Below are 22060 nucleotides of genomic sequence, written 5' to 3'. Positions count from 1 at the left end.
AGCGGATGCAGCCGCACACCGAACTCGGCACAGTTCTTGCGCAGCGTCTCCAGCTGCACCCGCGACACCGGATCCGCGATCGGCTTGTCAATGTCGAGGGTCGGGGTGTTGTGGTCCTCGGTGGCGATGGTCAGGTCCAGCCTGCGCACCCGGCGGCCGTTCTTGCGCAGCCCGTCGAACGCCTGCGGGCTGGTCACCTCGTGCAACAGGTGCAGATCGATGAAGAGAAGATCGGGCTCGCCCTCGGCACGCCTGACGACATGATCGTCCCAGACCTTCTCCGCCAGTGTCCTACCCATCGGTCATCCTCCAGCCGAAAATCGGTCCCGTCACCGGCGAAGCTAGGCGGACCATTCCCCGCACCGTCCTTGATCCGTCCTCGCCACGGCGGCGAGAACTCGCTCCACAGCGTGCTGTCCGCCTCGTCGATCCGGGGAGGGTGAGAGGTCTGCGGGCAGGCTCTGCGGGGCTCCCGGCCAAATAGGAGCCGGACCTGTACGTCAACAGCCGCACTGGTGAGGGAGTGAGCCAGGAGTGCTGGCGGTCCTGAGCCGTCTCACATCACCGACGTGAGTGCTGGGAATTGCGCACGGCGAAAGAATCCTTACGCGCAGCTCATGCGGCGGGCGTACATCGGGTCGTCGTGGCGGAACGGTCGAGCCCGCTACCGCACGACGGGTCAACCCGGCGCCCCGATCTGGCTGTTCACCAAGAACCTCGGCCACTGTTTCCCGCGTGCCGGCCAGCTTCGCCAGGGCGTCTTCCGCCGCCACGAGCGCGGCCTGCACCCGGTCGGCTTCCTCCCGCAGCCGGGCCACCTCCTCGCCGACCCTCTTCTCCCGCACCTCCAGCAAGCCAAGCACCGACGGCACAGCCACCTCCACGGACGAGACGAGCAGACCAACCACCTCAACTCTTTTGTCCACAAGCGGAGTTCACGCCCACCCACGTCGAACCAAACGGTCATGTTCGAAAAGCGGAAGCCTTCTCATGCACACCCCTCCGGCTCGGCCCCCGCCCTCGACCACACGAACCTATTGATCTTCGACCTTGACCAAACACATAGGGGCACCCCCGAAGCTCATGTCGACGACGAGCGGCTCCACCCAGATCGAGTCGAAGAAGGCGATGAAGGCCCGCGGGATGAAATCACCGGACCGCGCCGAGGCGGTGCTCCTCGCGCTGTACGAGCCGGAGCCTCTGCACAAGCCACGCAGTCGTGGCCTCCTCGACTGAAGAATGCATGCCATGGGCCGCGAACCTGAACAGGTTCACGGCCCGGGGCTTCGCGGCAGGGATGCCGTCACGTCAGAACACCGTGGCGCCCTCGCGATCCGTCTCAGCGGTAGAGAACGACGAGGGAGGCGAGCAGAAGCGTGGCTGAAACTGTGGTTCCGAAGACCCGGTAGCGGCTCCACGTGCCCAGGGCGATAGCGCATGACCACGCTCCGCCTGTGATGGTGGCAGCCCACCAGCCTGCGGTCGTCTGTGCGGCGACGAGAGGAAGGGGCGCCAGCAGAATGGTCGGGGGGATGACTGCGAGCCGTGGCCCGATGTCCAGCCGCTTGTAGACGACGATCAGGACGAGCAAGGTGATCGTGATGGTGAGGGGAATGGCTGCCCAGTCCCACCAGGTCCAGCAGAGGCCGTCGGTCGTCTCGCAGGCCTGGGCGTTGTGGTGCTTGACCGAGGAGAAGAAGCGCACGGCACCGTAGGCCAGGATCGCACCGGCGACAGCCGAGCCGGACACGCGCAGTATGACGGACCGTGCCTCTGTGTGGAGGGCGTTCATGCCTGGAGCTTTCCCCAGTCGATGGCCTGGGGCCTGAGTACGAATACTCAGGCCCCAGGATCAGTTACCGGTCATTTGCCCTGGAGCGCCTGTTCCAGGGTGTCCGCGTAAAGGCGAGCCCCCGCGGGCTTGGGGTGGAAGGACTGCATGGACGGATTCGGTGCGTCGTTGTCCGCATGCCCCACCAACCACACGCTTGCGCACATCGCGGTGGCCAGCGGCTTCCCCCTGGAAGAACTTCGGCGGAAGGCAGCAGTCGCCCGTGCCCGGCGGAAGAAGGCGGGCCGCCGTGTAGGGGAGGACCTGGACGACGTGAAACGGCGCTCGCTACTCGGCGCGGCCTCAGTTACCGAACCGTGGGGCCGCCTTGCTAGTGCCCTCAGCAAGGGATCCAAGATTGATTCGATCGCAGCCGGCACCCTCATTGACCGGGCTAGCGCTCTCCACGTGAGCGAACACCACCTCGCGGCTCACCAGCTTCAGGGCATGGTCGAGTCGCACCTTGACGCGATCACTGCCGTGCTACCGCGCGTCGGCACGTACGAGCGTGCCCTGACGATCGCTGCCGGAGAAACAGCTGCCTTGGCCGGATGGGTGGCATGGGACTTGGGCGACTACGACATCGCTCGCGCCTATTGCGACGTCACGAAGGACTGCGCAGAGTCTGCCGGGCACCCACCGCTGCGGGCATTGGCTCTGGCCTACGCCAGCTACGGAGCCGCTACGCCTGAGAAGGCGGTGGAACTTCTGGCACAGGCGGCCAAGGATGTGCGGGGGCACGGGAATGCCACCGCCGCCCGGGTGCACGGCCGGTACGCGGAGGAAGCGGCGAATGCCGAGACAGCGAGGGTGCTCTGCGCGCCCTGGACCGCCCCCGGGTCGTGTACGAATTTGCCGATCACGCCATTGAACAGGCATGGGTGCGCTTCGTAACCCCGTACCGTGTCGGCTCGCTGGCGCTGTCGGTGTATGGACAGCTCAGGCGCAAGGAGTTGACCGAAACGGCAGAAACCGCGGTCAGTCGAGTGGGCGGGGCCCTACCGGACCCAGGTGTCGTCGCCCTGGGGGACCTCGCCGCCGCGCTGTTGCGAGGTGGCGATATGGACCAAGGCGTCTATGCCTCACGCCAGTTCGCGGCTGCAGCCGAAGCGCGGCCGAACACCATGGCAGGGAGCGCGCCCAGGCCATCGCTGCCCGGCTGCTCCCTGACAGCGAGCGCGAACTTGCCTGACATCTAAGGCAGTTCGCCGCCTGAGTCCGCGGGACTGCCGCTTGTGAGCGTCCGATTCACAAGCTGGCCGGGCGCTCCCCTCAGGCCTACTGAGCTGCCGACTCCTCGACCACCCACGACAGGTAAGCCTCAGATCCGCCCGTGACCGGGAGAGTAATCCACTCCGGAACCTCATAGTTGTGTTCTTGGGCGACCCAAGCTTCAAGTTCCGAAAGCCGGTCCGTGGTCGTCTTGTACGAGATGCGCCATTCCTGGGCGGTTTCGATGGTGTCCTTCCATCGATAGACCGCGGTGAACGGCTGGTCGATGTGGGCGCAGGCCGCCAGTCGGCGCTCAACCGCGCCACGCGCCAGCGCCTTCGCCTGGTCCTCGTTGTCGATGGTCGTCTGCGCAATCACGATCTCGCTTGCCATGCAACGCCCTCTCCTGGTCGATGTACCACGGACCCTAATCCCGAGTCGCGTGAAGGTCCTCGAAGGCTGCCTGCAATGCGAATACTCCATCAGAGGGCGTCCCTCGTGGGGCGGTCGAGCCGTTCAGTGAGGGAGTGAAGGCGGCGAGTCTGAATGCGGACATACATCGCGCCGTGTCGGTACGGGGCCTCCACATCCTCGCCCACGCCGTCTCGTACCCGATCCTGTGTCTGCGCCCGTCATTCCGCCGCACCCACCGCCCATATCAGCTTGGCGGGCGGATGCGCTGCTCGATCTGCCGCCGCACCATGCAAGGCAGCTTCAACAACGGCCACTCGAACTACCGATGCCGCTACACACAGGAATACGCACGCACCGCCGCCCTGGACCACCTGCCGACCCTGTACATCCGTGAAGACGCCGTAGTGCCGTCACTCGACGCCTGGATCGCTAAGATCTTCGAACCCGGCCGCCTCGCTCGTACCCTCCACGAACTCCAACGCAGCCAGGAACGCACACTCGCCACCGCTCCCGAACTCGAAGTCGCCCGCATCACCATCGCCGACTGCGACCGCCGCATCGCCCACCACCGCGCAGCCCTCGACCGCGCCACCGACCCCGAACTCGTCAGCGGCTGGATCAACCAGACCCAAGCCGAGAAAGCAGCCGTCGAGCGCCGGCTCAGCGAAACCGGCCAAGCGCAGCGCACCGTGCTCACCGACGCGACGACAGGCTACGCAACCACCTCCGGCCCCTCACAGAGGCCACCTGACGCTCCCAATGCCCGGTCGGTCAGCTGGGCCGCCGCTCCCAGGTAGTGGGCCGGGTCGAGGAGTGCGGCCAGGGCCGCCTCGTCGAGGTGGCGGGTCACTTCGGGGGTGGCGGCGAGCACGTCACCCAGGACGCAGGCGCGGCGGGCGGCCTCGTGGGAGGTGCGGGTGAGCAGTTCCTTGGCGCCGGCCTTGCCGACGAGCGGGGTGAGTACGGCGGCGATGCGCTCGGAGACGATCTGACCACCTGTCAGATCCAGGTTGGCGCGCATGCGGTCGGGGTGCACGGTCAGCCCTTCGAGGAGTTCGGCCGCGGCGGCCGCAGCACCTCCGGCAAGACGCAGGCACTCGCGCAGGGGCTGCCACTCGGCGTGCCAGGCGCCGCCGGAACGTTCGTCCTCGGCGAGCATCGTCGCGTACAGGCCCGCACCGAGCTGGGGCACCTGGACGGCCGCGGAGCGGATCAGGGTGGCGAGGACCGGGTTGCGCTTGTGCGGCATGGCCGACGAGGCGCCGCGTCCGCCGGCCGTGGGCTCGGTGACCTCGGCGACCTCGGTCCTGGCCAGGGACTGCACATCGACCGCGATCTTCCCGAGGGCGCCGGTGAGGAAGGCGCAGACCGCGCCGGTGTCCACTATCGGGGTGCGCAGGACGTGCCAGGGCAGCGTCGGTCGGGCCAGGCCCGTCTCGTGCGCGTACGCCGCCACAAGACGCTCGGCGTAGTCACCCGCGGCGGCCGGGGTCCGGTCACCGCCGTGGCCGTAGCCGGCGTACTCCAGATATCCGGCCAACGTGCCTGCGGCACCCCCGAGTTGGACCGGCAACGCGTCGGCCAGGGCCCCTATGCGGCCTCGTGCGTCCCGTACGAGTTCGAGCCAGCCGGCGGCCTTGAGCCCGAAGGTGGTGGGCACGGCGTGCAGGGTGAGGGTGCGGCCCGCCATGGGGGTGGAGCGGTGGGCGCGGGCGTGGGCCTCCAGCGCCGTGACGCACCGGTCGAGGTCTGCTGCGGTCAGTTCCAGGGCCTGCCGCGTGACCAGCATCGCGGCGGTGTCGAGGATGTCCTGGCTGGTGGAGCCCCGGTGGACGTACTCGGCGGCCGCCGCGTCCTGTTCGGCGACCAGCGCGGTCAGCGCCGTGACGAAGCCGACCACCGGGTTGGCGGTCTCGCGCGCCGTCCGGGCCAGCGCCGGGAGGTCGAGCCGGTCGGCGTCCGCGGCGGCGGTGACCGCCCGTGCCGCGTCCTCGGGAACGGTGCCCAGGCGGGCCTGGGCCCGGGTGAGGGCGGTCTCCGCCGCCACCATCGCGCGCAGCCAGGCGTGGTCGGACACCGCGGCCTCGACGGCGGTGCCGGCGCGCACCGGGGAGAGCAGGCCGGCGTCGAGCTGGTCGGGCGGCGCGGCGCGGCCGCTGCGGCTCTCGGAGGCCATGTCGGTACCGGTGGTCATCTGGGGTCCTTCCCTCGTGAGGCCAGGGGCCTCCTGTTCCGGTGAGGGCCGGACGCCCTCGACTGCCGGCTGCCGCTCAGGCGGCCGCTTCCGCCGCGCCGCCCGGGGCGCCGCCGGTGCGGGCGAGTGCCGCACGGGCGATGGCGTCGGCGTCCGTGAGGGTCACGGAGTTGACGCCGGGCCGGATGCCGGCGGCGGTCACCCAGTGCACGGACTCGGTGGGCACCCCGAAGGCGAAGCGCCGCGGGTGCGGCCGGCCCTGCGCGTCCAGGACGCGGAACGGGCGTGCGGTCACGGCAAGGCCGTCGGTCTCGTACCAGCCTCCGTCAGTGGTTCTGATCCGGTGCGGCGCGCAGTGTCCGGCAGCGAGCAGACTACGCAGCAGCGAATCGCCCGTGTCGCGCAGGGTGATCTCGGGCAGCCGGGCCTCGATCAGGACGTCGGCGCGTACCCCGGAGCCCGGCACGAGGGGCGAGTGGGCGGTGAACACGCCGTCGGCGGTGTCGATGTCGGCGATCAGGTCCGGGCCGATGACGTGCAGGACACCTGCCTCGATCAGGGCGCTCATCTCCTCGGTACGGCGGGCCGGCGGGCCGATCGAGAGGAACGCGTTGAGCGGGGTGTACCAGCGGTCGAGGTCGTTGCGGTGGGAGTCGCCGTGCAGCCCGGCGTGATCGACCAGGAGCCGGATCTCGTTGCGCAGGTCGCGCAGGACGTCCAGGGCGGCCTTGAGGGGGCCGCTGACGTTTCCGGCCCGAGCCTCCGCCACGTCCTGGCGCAGCCGGTCCAGGAGCCAGGTGTGGAAGGAGTCGGGTCCTGCGAACTCCTCGTCGCGGTGCGGCCGGGCGAGCAGGTCCCAGTCCCAGCGCTCCTTGTCGTCTATGCCGTACGCGTCGAGGATGTGACGCTCCGCGTCGTCCCCCCGGGCCACGGCCAGGTATTCGTCCTGGAAGCGCGGTGCCTGCGGCGCGCGGCCGCGGGAGACGAGCAGGGTGCGGTAGTAGACGGTCTCGACCTCCTTGGCGATCAGGGGCCACAGGTCGCGGCGGAAGTCCAGGCCGGGCCGGGCCGCGGCGGGTTCCCGCAGCGCGGCGATGCGCTCCGGGGTCAGCAGCAGCGGGTCGTGGCGGCCGTGCGGGCCCTTCTCGTTCTCGCCGCGCGCCTGGTAGGGAATGCCGCGCCGGGAGCCCGCGTACAGCCGCGGCTCGCGCCCCGATGCCCGGTAGAGGAGGCGGCCCGCGACCCGGGTGAAGGCGCCGCCCCGGCCGGAGGTGAGCAGCGTCATGTAGTCGAAGAAGTTCAGCCCGAGCCCGCGCAGGATCACGTTCTCGCCGGGGCGGATCCCGCTCAGGTCGACGTCCGCCGGATTGGCCGGGACGATGTGGCGCAGTCCGTGCCGCTCGGCCGCCTCGGTCAGCCGGCTGGTGGTGCGGGAGGGCCGGGCCGGCAGGTGCCCCTGGGACAGGACCACCGCGTCGAGGTGTTCCAGGCGGGTGCCGTCCTCCAGTACGACGGTCTGTCGCGGGGGGTTCGTGGCCTGCTCGTCGTGCAGGGCGACGGCCCGGCCGCGGTGGACGGTCACCGTTACGGAGGCGGGGGCGCCGGCCACGACCCGCTCGTGGACCCACCGCAGGTAGTGGCCGTAGAAGGCGCGGGTGGGGTAGCTGTCCGGGCCCAACTCGCGGGCCTCGGCGAGGGTTTCGCCGGGGTGGTCGCCGTCGATCTCCCCGGCGGTCAGCATCCGGGCCCACGCGTGCAGGCTGGGGCCCGGCTCCAGGGGGCCCGCCAGGTCGACGCTCTCGTCGGTGAACACCGATATCTGGCCTGCCACGGTGTTCATGAGGAGCTGCCGGGACTGGTCGGTGCGCCACACCTGACCGGCTCCCGGGGCGTACGGATCGACCACGTGCACGCGGACGGCGGTGGCCGGGGCCGCGGACCGTGCGTTGGCACAGAGCCGCTCAAGCACCGCGAGGCCCCGGGGTCCCGCGCCGACGAGGCAAACGGTGTGCTGATTGGCAGTCATGTCCTCTGTCCTTGCTGCGACTTGGTTCGGGTGGCGGGTGCGGGGACCGCGGTGTGCGCCGGTCCGCCCGGGTGGATCAGCGGGTCAGGGTGACCGGGAGCCTGCTGATTCCCTGGATGAAGTTGGACCGGAGCCGGCGCGCCGGTCCTGCGACGGACAGGCGCAGGTCGGAGTCGAGCAACCGCCGGAAGAGCACGGTCAGTTCGGTGTGTGCGAGCATCGCGCCGATGCACCGGTGGATCCCGATGCCGTACGACATGTGCTTGTTGGGGCTGCGGGTGATGTCGAAGACCTCGGGGTCCCGGAACTGGGCGGGGTCGCGGTTCGCGGAGACGTTCCACAGCGTCACCGAGTCCCCCCGGCGGATCTCCCTGTCGCGGATCACCGTGTCGCGCAGCGCCACCCGGTGCACATAAAGGTTGGTCGAGTTCCAGCGCAGGATCTCGTTGAGCGCGCTGTCGAGGAGCGGCGGCTCGGACCGCAGCCGTGCGAGCTGCTCGGGGTGTTCGTCGAGGGCGACGACACCGGCGCAGGCCGTGTACGAGGAGGTCTCGTTGCCGCCGACGGCAACGTTCATGCAGTTGAACAGGATCTCGTTCTCGGTCCAGGGGCGGCCGTTGAGCTCGGCCCGCAGCAGGTTGCTGATGAGGTCGTCGCCCGGATTGCGGCGCTTGTCGCGCAGGAGGTCGGCGCAGAAGTCGAAGATGTCGGCCTGGATGACGGCCAACCGCAGCCGCTCGTCATCCTCCGTGTCCGGGGCGAGCAGCGGGTCCCGGTAGCCGATCATGCTGCGGGTGAGGTCGATCAGCTCATGGGCCTGGGTGTGGGAGATCCCCAGCATCACCATCAGTGCCCCGGCGGGGAGTTCCTCCGCGATGTCGGTGGAGAAGTCGCAGCCGCCGTCGGCCAGGGCCCGCTCGACCGCGGTGTCCACCAGCTCCTCGACCTGGCGGGCGACCTGCTTGACGATGTGCTGGGCGAAGGTCTGGTGCAGCTGCTGGCGGAGCATCCGGTGGCGCGGCGGGTCGGTGGCCACCAGCATCTGCCCGGCCGAGGGGTCGGCGTCGCTGTAGAGGGAGCCGCCCAGCATGGGCCCGGCCTCCGAGCTGAGGTCGGTGTGGTCGAGATAGGCGGCGGCGACGTCCTCGTACGTGGTGAGCGCCCAGAAGCCGGAGCCGTCCTCGGTGGGATGCCAGTGCACCGGGTCGTTCTCCCTGAGCCAGGAGAACATCTCGTAGTGGCGCTGGGCGACGAACTGGTCCGGGTCGGTCAGATCGATCCGGAGTGCGGCGGGGGAGGTCATGCGGACTGTGACTCCTTACGGTCCTTGATCAGCCGGGCGAGGTCTTCGAGGCGGCGGGTGGCGAGGACCTCACGGGAGGTGATGGCGACGGCGAGCTCCCGGGTGAGGCGGCGCAGCATCCGGAAGGACAGCAGCGAGTTGCCGCCGAGGGCGAAGAACTCGTCGGTGGCGCCGACCTGCTCGACCGTGAGGAGCTCGGCCCACAGATCGGCGAGGTAGCGCTCGGTCTCGTCGCGCGGCGCCACATGACCGGCGCGGCGCCGCAGCGTCTTCTCGGCGAGGTCGCGCAGTCGGTCCAGGTCGCGTTTGCCGTGCGAGTTGGCCGGGATCTCGGCGACTCGGCTGATGGAGCTGGGGACCATGAAGTCCGGCAGTTCCCGCTCCGCGTACGCGCGGAGCTGGTTCAGGGGCAGCGCGTCGTCGTTGACCACGAGGGCGACCAGGTGCTTGTCGCCGCCGGTGCCGACCGCGAGCACGGCGACGTCCCGGACGCCGGCGCAGCGGGTGAGGACGCGCTCGACCTCGCGGGGTTCGACGCGGTATCCGCGGATCTTCACCTGGTCGTCGGCGCGCCCGAGGTAGGAGATGACGCCGTCGGCGTCGCGGCGCACGACGTCGCCGGTGGCGTACATGCGTCCGGCGCCGTCGGTGAACGGGTCCGGGTGGAACTTCTCCTCGGTCAGGTCCGGGCGGCCCAGGTAGCCGCGGGCCACGCCGGGGCCTGCGATGAACAGCTCGCCGGGCTCGCCGTCCGGCACCGGTGCGCGGTCGGCGTCCAGGATGTGCAGGGGGCTGCCGGCCAGCGCCCGTCCGATGGGCACCGAGTCCGCGTCGGCGGCCACTTCGGCGACGTGGTGCGCGGTGCAGGCGGTCGTGCCCTCGGTCGGGCCGTAAAGGTTGTAGAGCGCGCCGGAGAAGCTGCCGGCGAGCAACTCCCGGCAGGCGGAGGCCAGTACGACGTCGCCGCCGGTGCACAGGACGCGCAGGTCGGCGAAGGCCTCGCGGTCCTCGCGCACCACGTGGTTGACGGCCATCGTCGGTACGAGCATCGCCGTGATCCGGCGCCGGCGCAGCTCGCGCTTGATGTCACGGGTCAGCAGATCGGGCATGGTCGGCAGGACGACGATCTCCGCGCCGCCCGCGAAGCCGCACCAGGTCTCCCAGTGGAAGGCGTCGAAGGAGAGGCTGGAGACGGCTCCGACCCGGTCGTGCGAACTGAGCGCGGGAAGCGCGGAGTTGAGGGCGAAGTGGACCAGGTTGCGGTGTTCCAGGACGACCGCCTTGGGCCGGCCCGAGGAGCCGGAGGTGAACAGGACGGCGGCGGCGTCCGCACCGGCCACCTCGGGGAGCGGGTCGCGCGGCGGCTTGGTGTGGTCGTCGAGGGCGAACTCAAGGATGTCCAGGTCGCCGTCGGCATCCTGGAGGGCGGCGAACCGCGGCGCCCAGCCCTGCTCGGTGACCACGAGTGCGGGGCTGCTCTCCGTGACCATCAGGTCCCGGCGGGCGTCGGGGTAACGGGTGTCGACCGGGACGTATGCGGCGCCCGCCTTGAGGATGCCCAGGAGCACCACGTAGACCGGCACTCCGCGATCGAGGCAGTAGGCGACCCGGTCCTCGCGGCCGATGCCCCGCTCGCGCAGCGCCTGGGCGAACGAGTCGGAGCGGGCGTCGAGGTCCGCGTAGGTGAGAGCGGTGGTCTCGTCGCGGACCGCCACGCTCTCCGGACGGCCGCGCACGGCGTCCCGGAAGATTTCCAACAGAGTCACGATGAGGCTCCTCGCCATGGGTCAGCAGAGTTCGCACACAAATGCACCGCAGTCGGCGGGGTTCGCTTTGGCCACCCCGCCCGACGGAAAGAAACGTAAAGAAAAGGGGCCGGAAACCGAGAATTAGGGCCCGGTTGGCGGCGACGGAAAGAACGTTAAGCGAATCAGTGAGCGGGCAACAAGTCCGTACCGAAATCTGAGACAACGTGTCGAGAATCCCTCTTGATTACCCTGGTGCAATCGGCTAGGAAGTACGTCGACACACGTCAGAAAGGTCATCAATGTCCGAGACTTATATACGCACGGGAAACAGCGGTGCACCGGTGCGGTTTCTGGCCTTCCACCACGCCGGGGGCTCCGCATCTTCTTTTCTTCCGGTGGCCCAGACATTGCAGGAATCCTGCGAAAGCATTCTCTTTGAACTCGCCGGACGCGAGCCCGGCGATGAGGCCCTGCGGGCCGGCAGTTTCAAAGAGGCCGTGGAGCGGCTGCTACCGGATGTGGAGGCGCTCGTCGACCGGCCCGTCGTCATCGTGGGGCACAGTCTCGGTGCGCTTTTCGCGCATGCTGCGGTGCGCGCCCTGGGCCCGGAGAAGCGCGCTCTGGTGCACCGGGTCGTCCTCTCTTCGTCCCGGTCGGCAGTGGCCACCGCGCATTCCGCTCCCCTGCCGCCAAAACCCTTCATGGTGCGCGACCGCGAGCAGCTGCTTGCCGCTTTGCACGCCTTCGGCGGGTGCCCCCCTGAAATGTTCGAGGATCAGGAATTCGTGGATTACGCGGTCAGCCTGATGGGATACGACCTGCATTTGGCCGACACGTTCTCCGACGCCGGCCGGGCGGAGCGGATACCGATGGAGGTCTGGTACGGCACGGAGGATGCCACTCTGGTCGAGAACGAACTCCGGTCGTGGCAGGATTCATCGGTCGACCCGATCGGTTTCCGGGGATTTCCCGGCGGACATTTCTACGTCTATGAGCGGCCGGAGCCCGTACGGGCCCTGGGTGAGCTGATCGGGAGCGCTGCCTGACCCCGCTCGGCCGACGGGCCGCCGCGGGCGCCGGGCACCGCCCCGCGCCCGCGGCGGTTTCAGCCGAGGAAGTGCAGCAGGGCCATGTAGGCCGCGGTCCCGGCGACGATGCCGAGCAGGGCGTTGCGCTTCCAGTGGTAGGCGGCGGCCGTCACGGCGATGCCGCAGACCGCGGGGAGGTACCCCGAAACCCCCGTGACCTGCATGGTGGTGACGCTGTACAGCACCAGGATCACCATGACGCCGGGAGGCATCAGCACCCCGAGGGTCCGCATGACCGGCGAGTCCGCCAGGCGCTGCAGCACCACGAAGGGAGCGGCGCGCAGGCCGAGGGTCACGGCCCCCATGACCGCGACGGCCTCCACCAGGTAGGTGTTCACGGCGCGGCCACCTCCTGGGCCGCGTCCCGGACGCGCCGTCGGCCGCGTACGGCCTCGGCGGCCACCATGACGAGGAAGACCGCCATGGCCACGGTGAGGAACTGCTTGCTTCCGGCGAAGATACCCACCGTGCCCGCCACCACTCCGTACAGCATGGGGCGGGCGTTGGTCCGCTGGTAGAAGTGCTCCTGGGCCAGCACGACGAAGAGCGCGGTGAGGGCGAATTCGATGCCCTTGATCCCGCTGGGCAGGGCCATCGAGGCAACCGCGCCGAGGGTGGATCCGATGATCCACCAGGCGTGGCTGAACAGTTGGATGAACTGGATGCGCCGGCCCGACAGAGACTCCCCTGCCTTCGCGGCGACCAGTGAGTAGGTCTCGTCGGTGAGCGCGAACACTCCATAGGCGCGGCGCGCTTTGCCGTCGAGTTCGCGCAGCGGGAAGGAGAGGCCGTAGAAGACGTGCCGGAAGTTGATGACGAGCGTTGTCGTAGCGAGCTGGAGCAGCGGAATGCCCGCCGCGAGCAACGGCACGGAGAGGAACTGCATGGCGCCCGCGAACACGAAGACGCTCGAAAGCGGTGCCCAGTACCAGTCGATTCCGGCGTCCACCAGGAGCAGCCCGTAGGCCGCTCCGAGCGGTAGATATCCCATGGCCACCGGCACCGTGTCGCGCAGCGCCAGACGCACGGTGCGCTCCGGCCCTTCTGCATCTGCCACGTGTGCCGATTCGTAGGTATCGGTCACGTCTCGTATATCCCCCATCCCCCTGAAGGTCTCCCCGGCGGACACCGGGAAACCACAAGGGCGCTGCCTGATACAGGAATTGGCGCGGGAAACGGTGGCCCGTCGCGCTGGCGTGGATGTCGTCGGCCCGTATGCCCGGAGATCGTCCTGGCTCACACGCGGCACCGACCCGCCGCCCTTTTACACGATCACATCGTTGTTCGAACTGTCAAACACCATCGGCAAGTTGGGCAGGCGCCCCGCACATCCGCTTCGGCGTGTGGGCGAATTCACTGTGGCGCCGGGATGAAGTCGTTCCGGCGGGGCGGTGCGACGCGTTTCCCGTCCGGGCGAAACCGGGCCGCACAGCCATCAGCGGGCCGCCCCGGCCCACAGGCCGCGCAGGACGTCCGCCACCTCTCCGGCGCGCTCGTTGGTGAAGAAGTGGCCGCCGCGGAACGTGTGGACCCGGAGCGTGGCGGTCGTGTGCCGCTCCCACGCCTGGACGTCGGCGGGGTTGGTGAGGGGGTCCGAGTCCCCCATGAGCGCGACGACGGGACAGTCGACGCTGGCTCCGGGTTCCGGCCGGTAGCGGCCGTGCGCGGCCAGGTCACCGCGGATGACGGGCAGGAAGAGACCGCGCAGGACGGGGTGGTCCAGGAGCCGGGAGTCGTCGCCCAGCGACCTGAGCAGTTCGACCAGCGGCTCGTCCGGATCCCCGATGCCGTCGCCGGACGGGGCGATGGACGGCAGGCTGAGCCGGGACGGCGCCGGGTGCCCGGAGGCCACCAGGACCATCTGCCGCTGATCGGCCGTCCTGCGGATGACCTCGTAGGCCACCGCGGCTCCCAGGCTGTGCCCGAACAGGACGACGGGCCCGCCCTCGTGCCACGCGGCGAACGCCTCGGCCAACTCCTCGGCGAGGGCGTGCACATCGGTGAAGGGCGGGCTCGACCGGCGGTCCGCCCGGCCCGGGTACTGCACGCAGGCCGGCCGCGCGGTGTCGGCAATCCGGCCGGCGAGGCCCTGGTAGGAGTCCGCCGAGCTCCCCGAGTGCGGGAAGAACAGCACCTGCGGGGACCCGTCGGCGGACGCCGTGGTGGGGAAGGGGCGGATGTGCGGCGCGAAGCCGGACACGGCGTCAGATCGCATGGAGGCGTTCGAGAGTCTGCTTCAGCTCTTCGCGCAGGGTGCGCCCGGCGGTTTCGGCGTCCGCGCGGGCGATGGCCGCCACCAGGAGGGCGTGACCGTCGTCGCCGTGGTTCGGGTCCCCGGACCGCAGGTTGAGCAGCTCCACCAGGTCGATCAGCCCCTGGCGCAGTACGGGTACGAACTCGGCGAACAGGCCGGTGAGTACGGGGTTGTGTGCCGCGGCGACCATGGCCGAGTGCAGGGCGATGTCGGCATCCACGAACTCGGCGTTGCCCGCCTCCGCGGCGTCGCGGCGCTTGGCCAGCGCCTCGTTGAGGGCGACGAGGTCGTCATCGGTGCGGCGCTGCGCGGCCATCTGTGCGGCTTCGACCTCGATGAGCATGCGGACTTCGTACACGTCGGTGACGGCCGCGCGCCGCAGCCGGGTGGGCCAGTCCTCCTGGGGCTTGCTGGCGATGACGAAGACCCCGGCACCCTGGCGCGCCTGCACGAGGCCCGCGCCGGCCAGTGCGCGCAGGGCCTCGCGTACGGTCGAGCGCCCTACGCCGAGGATCTGGGCGAGCGAGTTCTCACCGGGGAGTTTCGTTCCGACGGTCCACTCGCCCTTGATGATCTGCTCGCGCAGCCGCTCAGTGGCCTGCTCGACCAAGGGAGTTGGCCGCAGTGCGCCCAGTGGCATCCGACGTTCACCTTCACTTTCACTTCTCGGGTTGTCTGAGGTGTTCGGTTGTGGTTACTGTACCCGGCATGTCGCTGTGCGAGCTTCTTCTTCTCGGTTGCCGCTGCGGGGCCTGATCTGACCGGCACCCCGCAGCGGGTATCGGGACGTGCCGGTCACCAGATGGCTGACTGAAAGAAGTTCTGTCTCATGGCTTCATCCCAGATCCAGGCTTTCACCACGCTGCGCACCCCGTCCGGACCCGTTCCCGCGGCCGCTCCGGCGTGGAACCCGCAGCGGCCGAGCTCGATGCCCCACGAGCGGTACCGGCCCGCGCACGAGCGGGTCGCGCTGCCGCTGACGGACCGGACCTGGCCGTCGCGCCGGCTGGAGCGGGCCCCGCTGTGGGTGCCGGTCGATCTGCGCGACGGCAACCAGGCGCTGGCCGAGCCCATGGACACCGAGCGCAAGCGCCGGATGTTCGACCTGATGGTCACCATGGGCTACAAGGAGATCGAGGTCGGCTACCCCTCCGCCAGCCAGACCGACTTCGACTTCGTACGCCACCTGGCCACCAGCGGCGCCGTGCCCGAGGACGTGACCATCTCCGTCTTCACCGCCGCCCGCAACGACCTGATCGACCGCACCATCGCCTCCATCGAGGGTCTCCCCCGCACTGTCGTGCACCTCTACACCGCCACCGCGCCGACGTGGCGCGACGTGGTCCTGGGCCGCTCCCGCACCGAGCTCCACGGGATGATCCTGGATGCCGCCACCTATCTGATGCGGCGCGCCGAGGAGCAGTCGGGGGCCGACATCCGGTTCGAGTTCTCCCCGGAGGTCTTCAACCTCACCGAACCGGACTTCGTCCTGGAGGTCTGCAACAGCGTCACCGAGCTGTGGGACGCCTCCCCGGACCGGCCGGTGATCCACAACCTCCCGGCCACGGTGGAGATCGCCACCCCCAATGTGTACGCGGACCAGATCGAGTACATGGACCGCCACCTGGCGCGGCGCGACGCGGTGATCCTCTCCGTGCACCCCCACAACGACCGCGGCACCGGCGTCGCCTGTGCCGAACTCGCCGTGCTGGCAGGGGCGCAGCGGGTGGAGGGCTGCCTGTTCGGCAACGGCGAGCGGACCGGCAACGTCGACCTGGTCACACTGGCGCTGAACCTGTACGCGCAGGGCGTGAACCCGATGGTCGACTTCTCCGACATCGACGCCGTGCGCGAGGTGGTGGAGCACTGCAACCGGCTGCCCATCCACCCGCGCCACCCCTATGTCGGCGAGCTCGTCCACACGGCCTTCTCCGGGACCCACCAGGACGCCATCTCCAAGGGCATGGCCCACCACGCCAAGCGGGCCGCGGAGCAGGGCATCGCCCCCGAGGAGGCGCCCTGGGAGGTTCCGTACCTGCCGATCGACCCGGGCGACATCGGGCGTACGTACGAGGAAGTCATCCGCATCAACTCCCAGTCCGGCAAGGGCGGCATCGCCCATCTGCTGCACACCCACCACGGCCTGGACCTGCCCAAGGGGATGCGCCCGGACTTCTCCGGCGCGGTGCAGCGGGCCACCGACGCCAGCGGGCAGGAGCTCTCGCACAAGGACCTGTGGGACCTGTTCCGCACGCGCTACATCACCCCGGCCCAGGACGGTCCGGTCACCCTGAGCTCGTGGAGCACCGCCGAAACCGGGCCCGGTGAGCACCGGTTCAGCTGCGTCCTGAGCACGAACGGGCAGGAACGCCCCTGCCAGGGCACCGGCAACGGGCCACTGTCCGCTCTCACCCAGGCCCTCGGTAGCGCCGGCATCACCGTCGACATCCTCAACTACGCCGAGCACGCCACCAGCGTTGGGCCCGGCAGCCCCGCCGTCGCCTACGCCGAGTGCCGGGTGGACGGGACCACTTTCTGGGGCGCCGGCTGGGACACGTCCATCCTCGCCGCGTCGGTGCAGGCGGTGCTTGCCGCCGTCAACCGGGCCGGACAGGCCGGACGGTGACCGACTCCCGCGCTTCCACCGCTCCCCCCGTCCTGCGCGTGGACGCTGTCGACCTCGTCCGCGACGGCAATCACATCCTCCACGACGTCTCCCTGACCGTACGGCCCGGCGAACACTGGGCGTTGCTCGGGGCCAACGGCGCCGGCAAGAGCACCCTGCTCGGCCTCCTGGGCGCACTCACCCACCCGACCCGGGGCACCGTCGAAGTCCTGGGCCACCAGTTGGGCCGGGTCGACCTGCGCCAGCTCCGCTCGTACGTCGGCCATGTGGACCCGCGCCACGGACTGCGCACACCCCTGCAGGTCCGGGACGTCGTGCTGACCGGGCTGACCAACACCGTCGAACGCGTGCCCCGCTGGAACCCGACGCCCGAGCAGGCCGCCACGGCCGACCGCCTCATCGACCTGCTCGGCCTGGGCGAACGGCGCGCCGCGCGCTGGCCCACCCTGTCCCAGGGCGAGCGGGGCAGGGCCCTGATCGCCCGAGCGCTGATGCCAAGTCCGCGGCTGCTGTTGCTGGATGAGCCCGCGACCGGTCTGGACGTCGCGGGACGGGAACAGCTCATCGAACGGGTCGACACGCTCCAGCAGACCCATCCCGAGCTGTCGTCGGTGCTGGTCACCCACCACTTGGAGGAGCTTCCTCCGGGCACGACTCACGCCATGCTGCTGCGGGACGGACGCTGCCTGGCCTCCGGGCCGGTGGCCGGCGTCCTGACCAGCGATCAGGTCAGCAAGTGTTTCGACCACCCGATACACCTCACCCGCGCCGACGGCCGGTGGAGTGTGCGGGCCCGCCGTCCGTCCATGCCGTAACCCCGGCCGCGGGCGGGTTGCCGGTGGTGCGCCGACCCGGCGCACCACCGGCAACACCCGTACGTCATCGCGCCGTTGCCGCCGTCATGCCGTCAGAACAGCGCCTTCTCGGCCCGTTCGAGGGCGTTCTGGGCCAGGTCCCAGTCCCCGTCGAAGTGGTCGGCCAGAGCATGCAGCCACCGCTCGACGCCGAAGCCGACACAACTCGTGGAGGCCGCAGCGCCGTCCGGCAGCGCGATGGAGCAGCGCTCGCCGAAGAACGTGAAGTGGGTGTTGACCGACGCGATGGCCATGCCTTGGTAGATGTACTCGTGCTTGACCGGGACGACCTGCTGGAAGGTGGCGCGGTCTCCGCTCTGGTCGTAGAAGGGGTCGGAGGCCGCGCGGCGCTCCAGCGGCAGGCCGATCTCGTCCGCCAAGGCGCCGACGAAGCGCCCGGACCGCTCAAGGTGGGCCGCCACCTGCTCCGGGGTCCCGAGCGCCACGACCTCGCGCATCCGGAAGGCCTTGAGGCGGCGGAGTCCGTCGAAGTGGTCCTCGTTGCGGAAGCACTGCCCGAGCAGGGTCACCAGCTCGCCCTGCTCCGGCACCTCCCGGTTCCGGTAGTGGAGGTAGACGCCGTAGCAGGCGCTGGAGGGCAGGGCGAGTCCGGCCGGGCGGAGGGCGTCGGGGCCGAAGTAGCCCGAGGCGGCCGCCTGCCCGATCCGGTCCGCCCCGGCGGCCGGGACGTCCAGGGCCGTGGAGACGAGGGCGAGTTGGGGGAAGTTCTGGTAGACGTCGAGTCCGGCGAGGTCGGCGACCGGCAGCAGCGGTGGCACCGTCACCGCCGCGGCTCCGGTGTTCCCGGCCCACCGCGCGCAGATGTGGTCCAGCGTCTCGGCGAGCCGCGTGGGTTCGGCGTCCAGCGACGCCAAGCCCTCTGACGCACGGACACCTGTCTTGATGCTCATCGAAGTTCCTCCACAGGGGTAGCTGCATCCGACGGGGAGAGGCGCGCAGCGCCGCGATGGGCCCGCGGGCAGGAATGATGCGGCCTTGCTGCAGGGACCAACTCACCTGGTCAGCACGCACTTTGCCGCCGCGCACGTCGCTCGCTAAGGTAACACCTCTGAGGACCTGAGGACCTGAGGTCAACGAACGGCACTACTACGGACGGGATGAACGGTTCAGGATGAAAAAAGGGCAACTCGGCTTCTTGGCCGGTACGCACGTGGTCAACGACCTGTATCAGGGCGCGATCCCCGCGATGCTGCCGCTCCTGATGTCCCAACGGCACTACAGCTACGCCGCGGTCTCCGGTCTCGCGTTCGCCGCCAGCGGCGTGTCCAGTCTGTTCCAGCCGCTGTTCGGGCTGCTGTCCGACCGCAAGCCGCGGTCCTGGCTGGTACCCGTCGGGTTCGGAACGGCGGCGTTCGGCGTGGTGGCGGCCGGTCTTGCCGGAAATTACCTCGTCACCTGGCTGTGCGTCGCACTGGCGGGCATCGGCATAGCGGCCTACCACCCGCCGGCCACCAGCCAGGCCCGTGCGGCCGGCGGCTCCTCGCAGAAGGCGATGAGCGTCTTCTCCGTCGGCGGCACGGTCGGCGGCTCCCTCGCACCCGCGCTCGTCACCCTGGTCATAGGCTCCCTGGGGTTCTCAAGCAGTTACCTCCTGGCGATCCCCGCCCTGGTCATGGCGGTGCTCTGGGTGCTGCGAGGGCCGTGGATGCGGTGGCGCGGGTACACACCGGCGGCGCCGCTGGTCACCGGAGCGTCGACCGGGGCCGGCGCACAGGACGGCGGCCGCGCGGACGACTGGCGTTCCTTCACGCGCCTGGTGGTCGTCATCGTCGGCTGGTCGATCCCGTTCGTCACGGTCACCTCGCTGGTGTCCCTGCACGCCCAGCGCGACCTGGGGCAGTCCACCGGGGCGGGCGCCGCCGTGCTCACCTGCTACACCGCGGCAGGGGCGGTCGGCACACTGCTCGGCGGCTGGGTCGGCGACCGGTACGGCCGGATGACCTCGGTCCGGATCGGCTATCTCGTGGCCCTGCCCGCCCTGTTGGGCATCGCCTGGGCTCCCGTGTTCCCCGTCCTGGTGCTGAGCACGGTGGTGTTCGGTGCCGCGATGTTCCTGCCGTTCGCCGCGCAAGTGACGCTCGCCCAGGACTACTTGCCCAACCGTCCGGGCACGGCCAGCGGACTGACCCTGGGCCTCGCGATGGCAGCAGGCGGCCTGTGCTCCCCCATGTTCGGCTGGCTGGCCGACTCGGCCGGCCTGGGCGCCACGTTCTACGCGCTGCTCGCCGTCTTCGTCGCCCCGGTCGTCCTGGCGCTCCGGCTCCCGGACCACGCGGCCGCCGCGCCCGAGCCCCCGTCGCCCAAGTCGGCCGACAGCTCGGAGTTTTCCCGCAACGTATAAGGGGAACTTCTCGCTCCCTGCGCCTCCCGCCACCCTCAACTGTCCAGCATTTGAAATGACGTTGAGGATGGCTGGAAGTTCCACGTACGGTCGAAACGGCTTCGGGAAATGCCGCCGAAAGAACTCCACGGCAGGCGCAGGACTCTCCCGTGCCGTCAATTGTGCATTTCAATCACAGGGGAACCGATGAAGATTAACTGGGACGACCACGAGGAACTGAAGGCCGAAGGAATCGCGCTGGCCCGGCGCTTCGCATTCGGCCAGGAGATGTCCTGCCTCAAGGTGGTGGCCGACCAGTCCGGTGACCTGAACCTCCCGCCGCACTGGCACGAGAACGAGCAGTGGGTCGTGGTCACCGAGGGCTCCATTCGTTTCGTCTGCGAGGGGACCGAGTACGAACTCAATTCCGGTGACGTGGCCTACATCCCCGCGCGTTCGCGGCACACGGCCACCTTCGTCGGCGAAGAGGGAGCCGTTCTCCTGGAATTCTCCGCCCCGCCGCGGCTCGACCTCGCCCCCGGCTCGATCGTTCCGTCGTCGATGAAGTTCGACTGAGCCGGGCAACGGCCAGCAACTGCATCGAACGGGGGTATCGATCATGAGCAGCATGTACGGCTTGACCAACGAAGAGGCGACCATCCATGACGCGTTCACGCGTGTCGCCCGGCAGTTCCCCGATCGCACGGCCGTCGTCTCGGCCGCCGGCGCGACGACGTACGCGGAGCTGGCCGCCGAGGCCCGCCGCATCGCCGACCACCTGATCGGCCTCGGAATCCGGCCCGGCAGCGTCGTCCCCGTCGTGGCCCGCAGGTCAACGGAGTTGACCGCGGTCATCCTCGGCATCCTGATGGCCGGCGGCGCCTACGGAATCCTCGACGTGCGGTGGCCGGCCGCGCGCATCGCCCAGTTCCTGCACACCATGGGCGCCCAGGTCGTCCTGGCGGACACCGCGGGATCCGCCGGCCTCGAACAGGCGTCGATCGGCCACTTCACCTTCGGCGAGCTGCGGAACCCGACCGCGCTCCAGAGCGCCCCGTCCCGGCCGCTGCCCAAGGTCGAACCCGACGCGTGCGCCACGGTCTTCTGGACCTCCGGAAGCACCGGCACCCCGAAGGCGGTGCTCTCCCCGCACCGGGCAACCACCCGGCTGTTCACTCCCGAGCCCTTCATGGACTTCGGCGAGGCACCGGTGATGATCCACGCGGCGGCGGTGGCCTGGGACGCCTTCACCCTGGAGCTGTGGGGCATGCTGCTCACCGGCGGCACCGCGGTCGTCCACGAGGGCGACCTGCTGCTGCCGCCGGCGATCCGCGCGTACATCAGCGACTTCGGCGCGACCCACCTCTTCCTCACTCCGTCGCTCTTCGATGTGATCGCGGGCGGCGACATCGACTGCCTCGCCGGGCTGCGCGCCGTACTCCTCGGCGGAGACAAGCCGACGCCCGCCAGCTGCCGCAGGCTCTTCGAGGCCCATCCCGGCATCGAGCTGTACAACGGGTACGGCCCCGTCGAATCGTGCGTGTTCGCCACCACCCACCGCATCACACAGGCCGACACCGCGGCGGCGGGCGGCATTCCGGCCGGCCGGCCCGTGCCCAGCACGGATCTCCATGTCGTACGGGACGGCTCCCTGGCACCCCGCGGCGAGACCGGCGAGATCGCCATCGGCGGCACCGGGCTCGCTCTCGGCTACCTGGACGCCCCCGAGCAGACCGCGGCCGCCTTCAGGAACGTGCTGGTCGACGGGCACGAGCGCCGGGTGTACCTGACCGGCGACCAGGGCTGGATCGACGAGTCCGGCAACCTGCGCTTCGCCGGCCGCAAGGACGCCCAACTCAAGGTCGCCGGGCACCGGATCGAGCCCGCGGAGATCGAGTCGGCGGCCCGCTCGCTGGGCAGCAGGCGGTCGGTCCTGATGCCGATCCCCGACCGCAGCGGGACCCCGCGCATCATCCTGTTCGCCGAGACGCCCGACGTCGCCATGACGGAACAGGACATGCAGGGCCGACTCAGGACGCTGCTGCCCGCCTACATGGTGCCCGCCAAGGTCCACTTCGTCTCCGCCATGCCGCTGTTGGAGAACACGAAGATCAACAAGCGCGAACTCTCGGCGCGTTTCGGCTACGTCTCCTGAAGCCGTCTCTCATC

The 22060-nt window shown here is 69.8% G+C and carries 21 protein-coding genes; 9 read left to right on the top strand and 12 right to left on the bottom strand.

Annotated features, from left to right (window positions below):
* Positions 1-299 (bottom strand): aconitase family protein (locus ACIQ8J_RS15975; RefSeq protein ID WP_403607831.1); only part of this gene is annotated, 299 nt, incomplete at its 3' end.
* 784 nt (positions 300-1083) lie between these two features.
* Between ACIQ8J_RS15975 and ACIQ8J_RS15970 the strand changes: the two genes are divergently transcribed.
* A complete protein-coding gene (locus ACIQ8J_RS15970; protein WP_403272131.1) occupies positions 1084-1236 on the top strand; it encodes a hypothetical protein in 153 nt (50 codons plus the stop codon).
* 103 nt (positions 1237-1339) lie between these two features.
* Here ACIQ8J_RS15970 and ACIQ8J_RS15965 read toward each other — a convergent pair whose 3' ends face one another.
* Positions 1340-1792, bottom strand: coding sequence for a hypothetical protein (locus ACIQ8J_RS15965; protein WP_403272132.1), 453 nt, complete (start codon positions 1790-1792; stop codon positions 1340-1342).
* A gap of 881 nt (positions 1793-2673) precedes the next feature.
* Between ACIQ8J_RS15965 and ACIQ8J_RS15960 the strand changes: the two genes are divergently transcribed.
* Complete coding sequence (locus tag ACIQ8J_RS15960) at positions 2674-3030, top strand: hypothetical protein (protein WP_403272133.1); 357 nt, start codon at positions 2674-2676, stop codon at positions 3028-3030.
* Positions 3031-3109: 79 nt separating this feature from the next.
* Here the strand turns inward: ACIQ8J_RS15960 and cutA are convergent, their stop codons facing one another.
* The gene (cutA, locus tag ACIQ8J_RS15955; protein ID WP_403272134.1) at positions 3110-3436 is read right to left on the bottom strand and encodes a divalent-cation tolerance protein CutA; all 327 of its coding nucleotides are present in this window, start codon (positions 3434-3436) and stop codon (positions 3110-3112) included.
* Between the two features lie 134 nt (positions 3437-3570).
* On the opposite strand from cutA, the gene ACIQ8J_RS15950 reads away from it, so the two are divergent.
* A complete protein-coding gene (locus tag ACIQ8J_RS15950; protein WP_403607829.1) occupies positions 3571-4254 on the top strand; it encodes a zinc ribbon domain-containing protein in 684 nt (227 codons plus the stop codon).
* On the opposite strand, the gene pcaB is transcribed toward ACIQ8J_RS15950, so the two are convergent.
* The 4 genes from pcaB to ACIQ8J_RS15930 form a co-directional block, all read right to left on the bottom strand.
* Positions 4170-5651, bottom strand: a complete 1482-nt coding sequence (gene pcaB / locus ACIQ8J_RS15945; RefSeq protein WP_403272136.1) for a 3-carboxy-cis,cis-muconate cycloisomerase — start codon at positions 5649-5651, stop codon at positions 4170-4172. The two genes, ACIQ8J_RS15950 and pcaB, sit on opposite strands and share 85 nt — an antisense overlap.
* 76 nt (positions 5652-5727) lie before the next feature.
* Complete coding sequence (locus ACIQ8J_RS15940) at positions 5728-7677, bottom strand: FAD/NAD(P)-binding protein (protein WP_403272137.1); 1950 nt, start codon at positions 7675-7677, stop codon at positions 5728-5730.
* 76 nt (positions 7678-7753) lie between these two features.
* Positions 7754-8980, bottom strand: a complete 1227-nt coding sequence (locus ACIQ8J_RS15935) for a cytochrome P450 (protein WP_403272138.1) — start codon at positions 8978-8980, stop codon at positions 7754-7756.
* The gene (locus ACIQ8J_RS15930; protein ID WP_403272139.1) at positions 8977-10746 is read right to left on the bottom strand and encodes an amino acid adenylation domain-containing protein; all 1770 of its coding nucleotides are present in this window, start codon (positions 10744-10746) and stop codon (positions 8977-8979) included. Before ACIQ8J_RS15930 ends, ACIQ8J_RS15935 begins: the two co-directional genes overlap by 4 nt.
* Before the next feature lie 281 nt (positions 10747-11027).
* Here ACIQ8J_RS15930 and ACIQ8J_RS15925 point away from each other — a divergent pair, with 281 nt between their 5' ends.
* On the top strand, positions 11028-11774 hold the full coding sequence (locus ACIQ8J_RS15925; protein ID WP_403272140.1) for a thioesterase II family protein: 747 nt from the start codon (positions 11028-11030) through the stop codon (positions 11772-11774).
* A gap of 59 nt (positions 11775-11833) precedes the next feature.
* On the opposite strand, the gene ACIQ8J_RS15920 is transcribed toward ACIQ8J_RS15925, so the two are convergent.
* From ACIQ8J_RS15920 to ACIQ8J_RS15905, 4 genes are all read right to left on the bottom strand, one after another.
* Positions 11834-12154: a branched-chain amino acid transporter permease gene (locus ACIQ8J_RS15920; protein ID WP_403272141.1), complete on the bottom strand. Its 321-nt coding sequence runs from the start codon at positions 12152-12154 to the stop codon at positions 11834-11836.
* Positions 12151-12873: an AzlC family ABC transporter permease gene (locus ACIQ8J_RS15915; RefSeq protein WP_403272142.1), complete on the bottom strand. Its 723-nt coding sequence runs from the start codon at positions 12871-12873 to the stop codon at positions 12151-12153. The genes ACIQ8J_RS15920 and ACIQ8J_RS15915 overlap by 4 nt, the downstream gene beginning before the upstream one ends.
* Positions 12874-13251: 378 nt before the next feature.
* Positions 13252-14031 (bottom strand): thioesterase II family protein, encoded by a 780-nt coding sequence (locus tag ACIQ8J_RS15910; protein WP_403272143.1) that lies wholly within the window; start codon positions 14029-14031, stop codon positions 13252-13254.
* Complete coding sequence (locus tag ACIQ8J_RS15905; protein WP_403272144.1) at positions 14021-14710, bottom strand: FadR/GntR family transcriptional regulator; 690 nt, start codon at positions 14708-14710, stop codon at positions 14021-14023. Before ACIQ8J_RS15905 ends, ACIQ8J_RS15910 begins: the two co-directional genes overlap by 11 nt.
* 189 nt (positions 14711-14899) lie before the next feature.
* Between ACIQ8J_RS15905 and leuA the strand changes: the two genes are divergently transcribed.
* Both leuA and ACIQ8J_RS15895 read left to right on the top strand, forming a co-directional pair.
* Positions 14900-16696: a 2-isopropylmalate synthase gene (gene leuA, locus ACIQ8J_RS15900; protein ID WP_403272145.1), complete on the top strand. Its 1797-nt coding sequence runs from the start codon at positions 14900-14902 to the stop codon at positions 16694-16696.
* A 38-nt stretch (positions 16697-16734) separates the two neighbouring features.
* A complete protein-coding gene (locus tag ACIQ8J_RS15895; protein WP_403272146.1) occupies positions 16735-17511 on the top strand; it encodes an ABC transporter ATP-binding protein in 777 nt (258 codons plus the stop codon).
* A 92-nt stretch (positions 17512-17603) separates the two neighbouring features.
* Here the strand turns inward: ACIQ8J_RS15895 and ACIQ8J_RS15890 are convergent, their stop codons facing one another.
* Positions 17604-18461 (bottom strand): hypothetical protein, encoded by an 858-nt coding sequence (locus ACIQ8J_RS15890; RefSeq protein WP_403272147.1) that lies wholly within the window; start codon positions 18459-18461, stop codon positions 17604-17606.
* Between the two features lie 221 nt (positions 18462-18682).
* Between ACIQ8J_RS15890 and ACIQ8J_RS15885 the strand changes: the two genes are divergently transcribed.
* From ACIQ8J_RS15885 to ACIQ8J_RS15875, 3 genes are all read left to right on the top strand, one after another.
* Positions 18683-19912, top strand: a complete 1230-nt coding sequence (locus ACIQ8J_RS15885) for an MFS transporter (protein WP_403272148.1) — start codon at positions 18683-18685, stop codon at positions 19910-19912.
* Between the two features lie 186 nt (positions 19913-20098).
* Positions 20099-20467 carry a cupin domain-containing protein gene (locus ACIQ8J_RS15880; protein ID WP_120719781.1) on the top strand — a complete coding sequence of 123 codons (369 nt, stop codon included), beginning with the start codon at positions 20099-20101 and terminating at the stop codon, positions 20465-20467.
* Between the two features lie 61 nt (positions 20468-20528).
* Positions 20529-22046 (top strand): amino acid adenylation domain-containing protein, encoded by a 1518-nt coding sequence (locus tag ACIQ8J_RS15875; RefSeq protein ID WP_403272149.1) that lies wholly within the window; start codon positions 20529-20531, stop codon positions 22044-22046.
* The last annotated feature ends 14 nt before the right edge of the window (positions 22047-22060 follow it).

The sequence above is a fragment of the Streptomyces sp. NPDC094147 genome, assembly GCF_044764265.1.
Classification (GTDB): domain Bacteria; phylum Actinomycetota; class Actinomycetes; order Streptomycetales; family Streptomycetaceae; genus Streptomyces.
The sequence above is the reverse complement of the archived record's forward strand: the minus strand, read 5'-3'. Positions and strand labels throughout refer to the sequence as shown.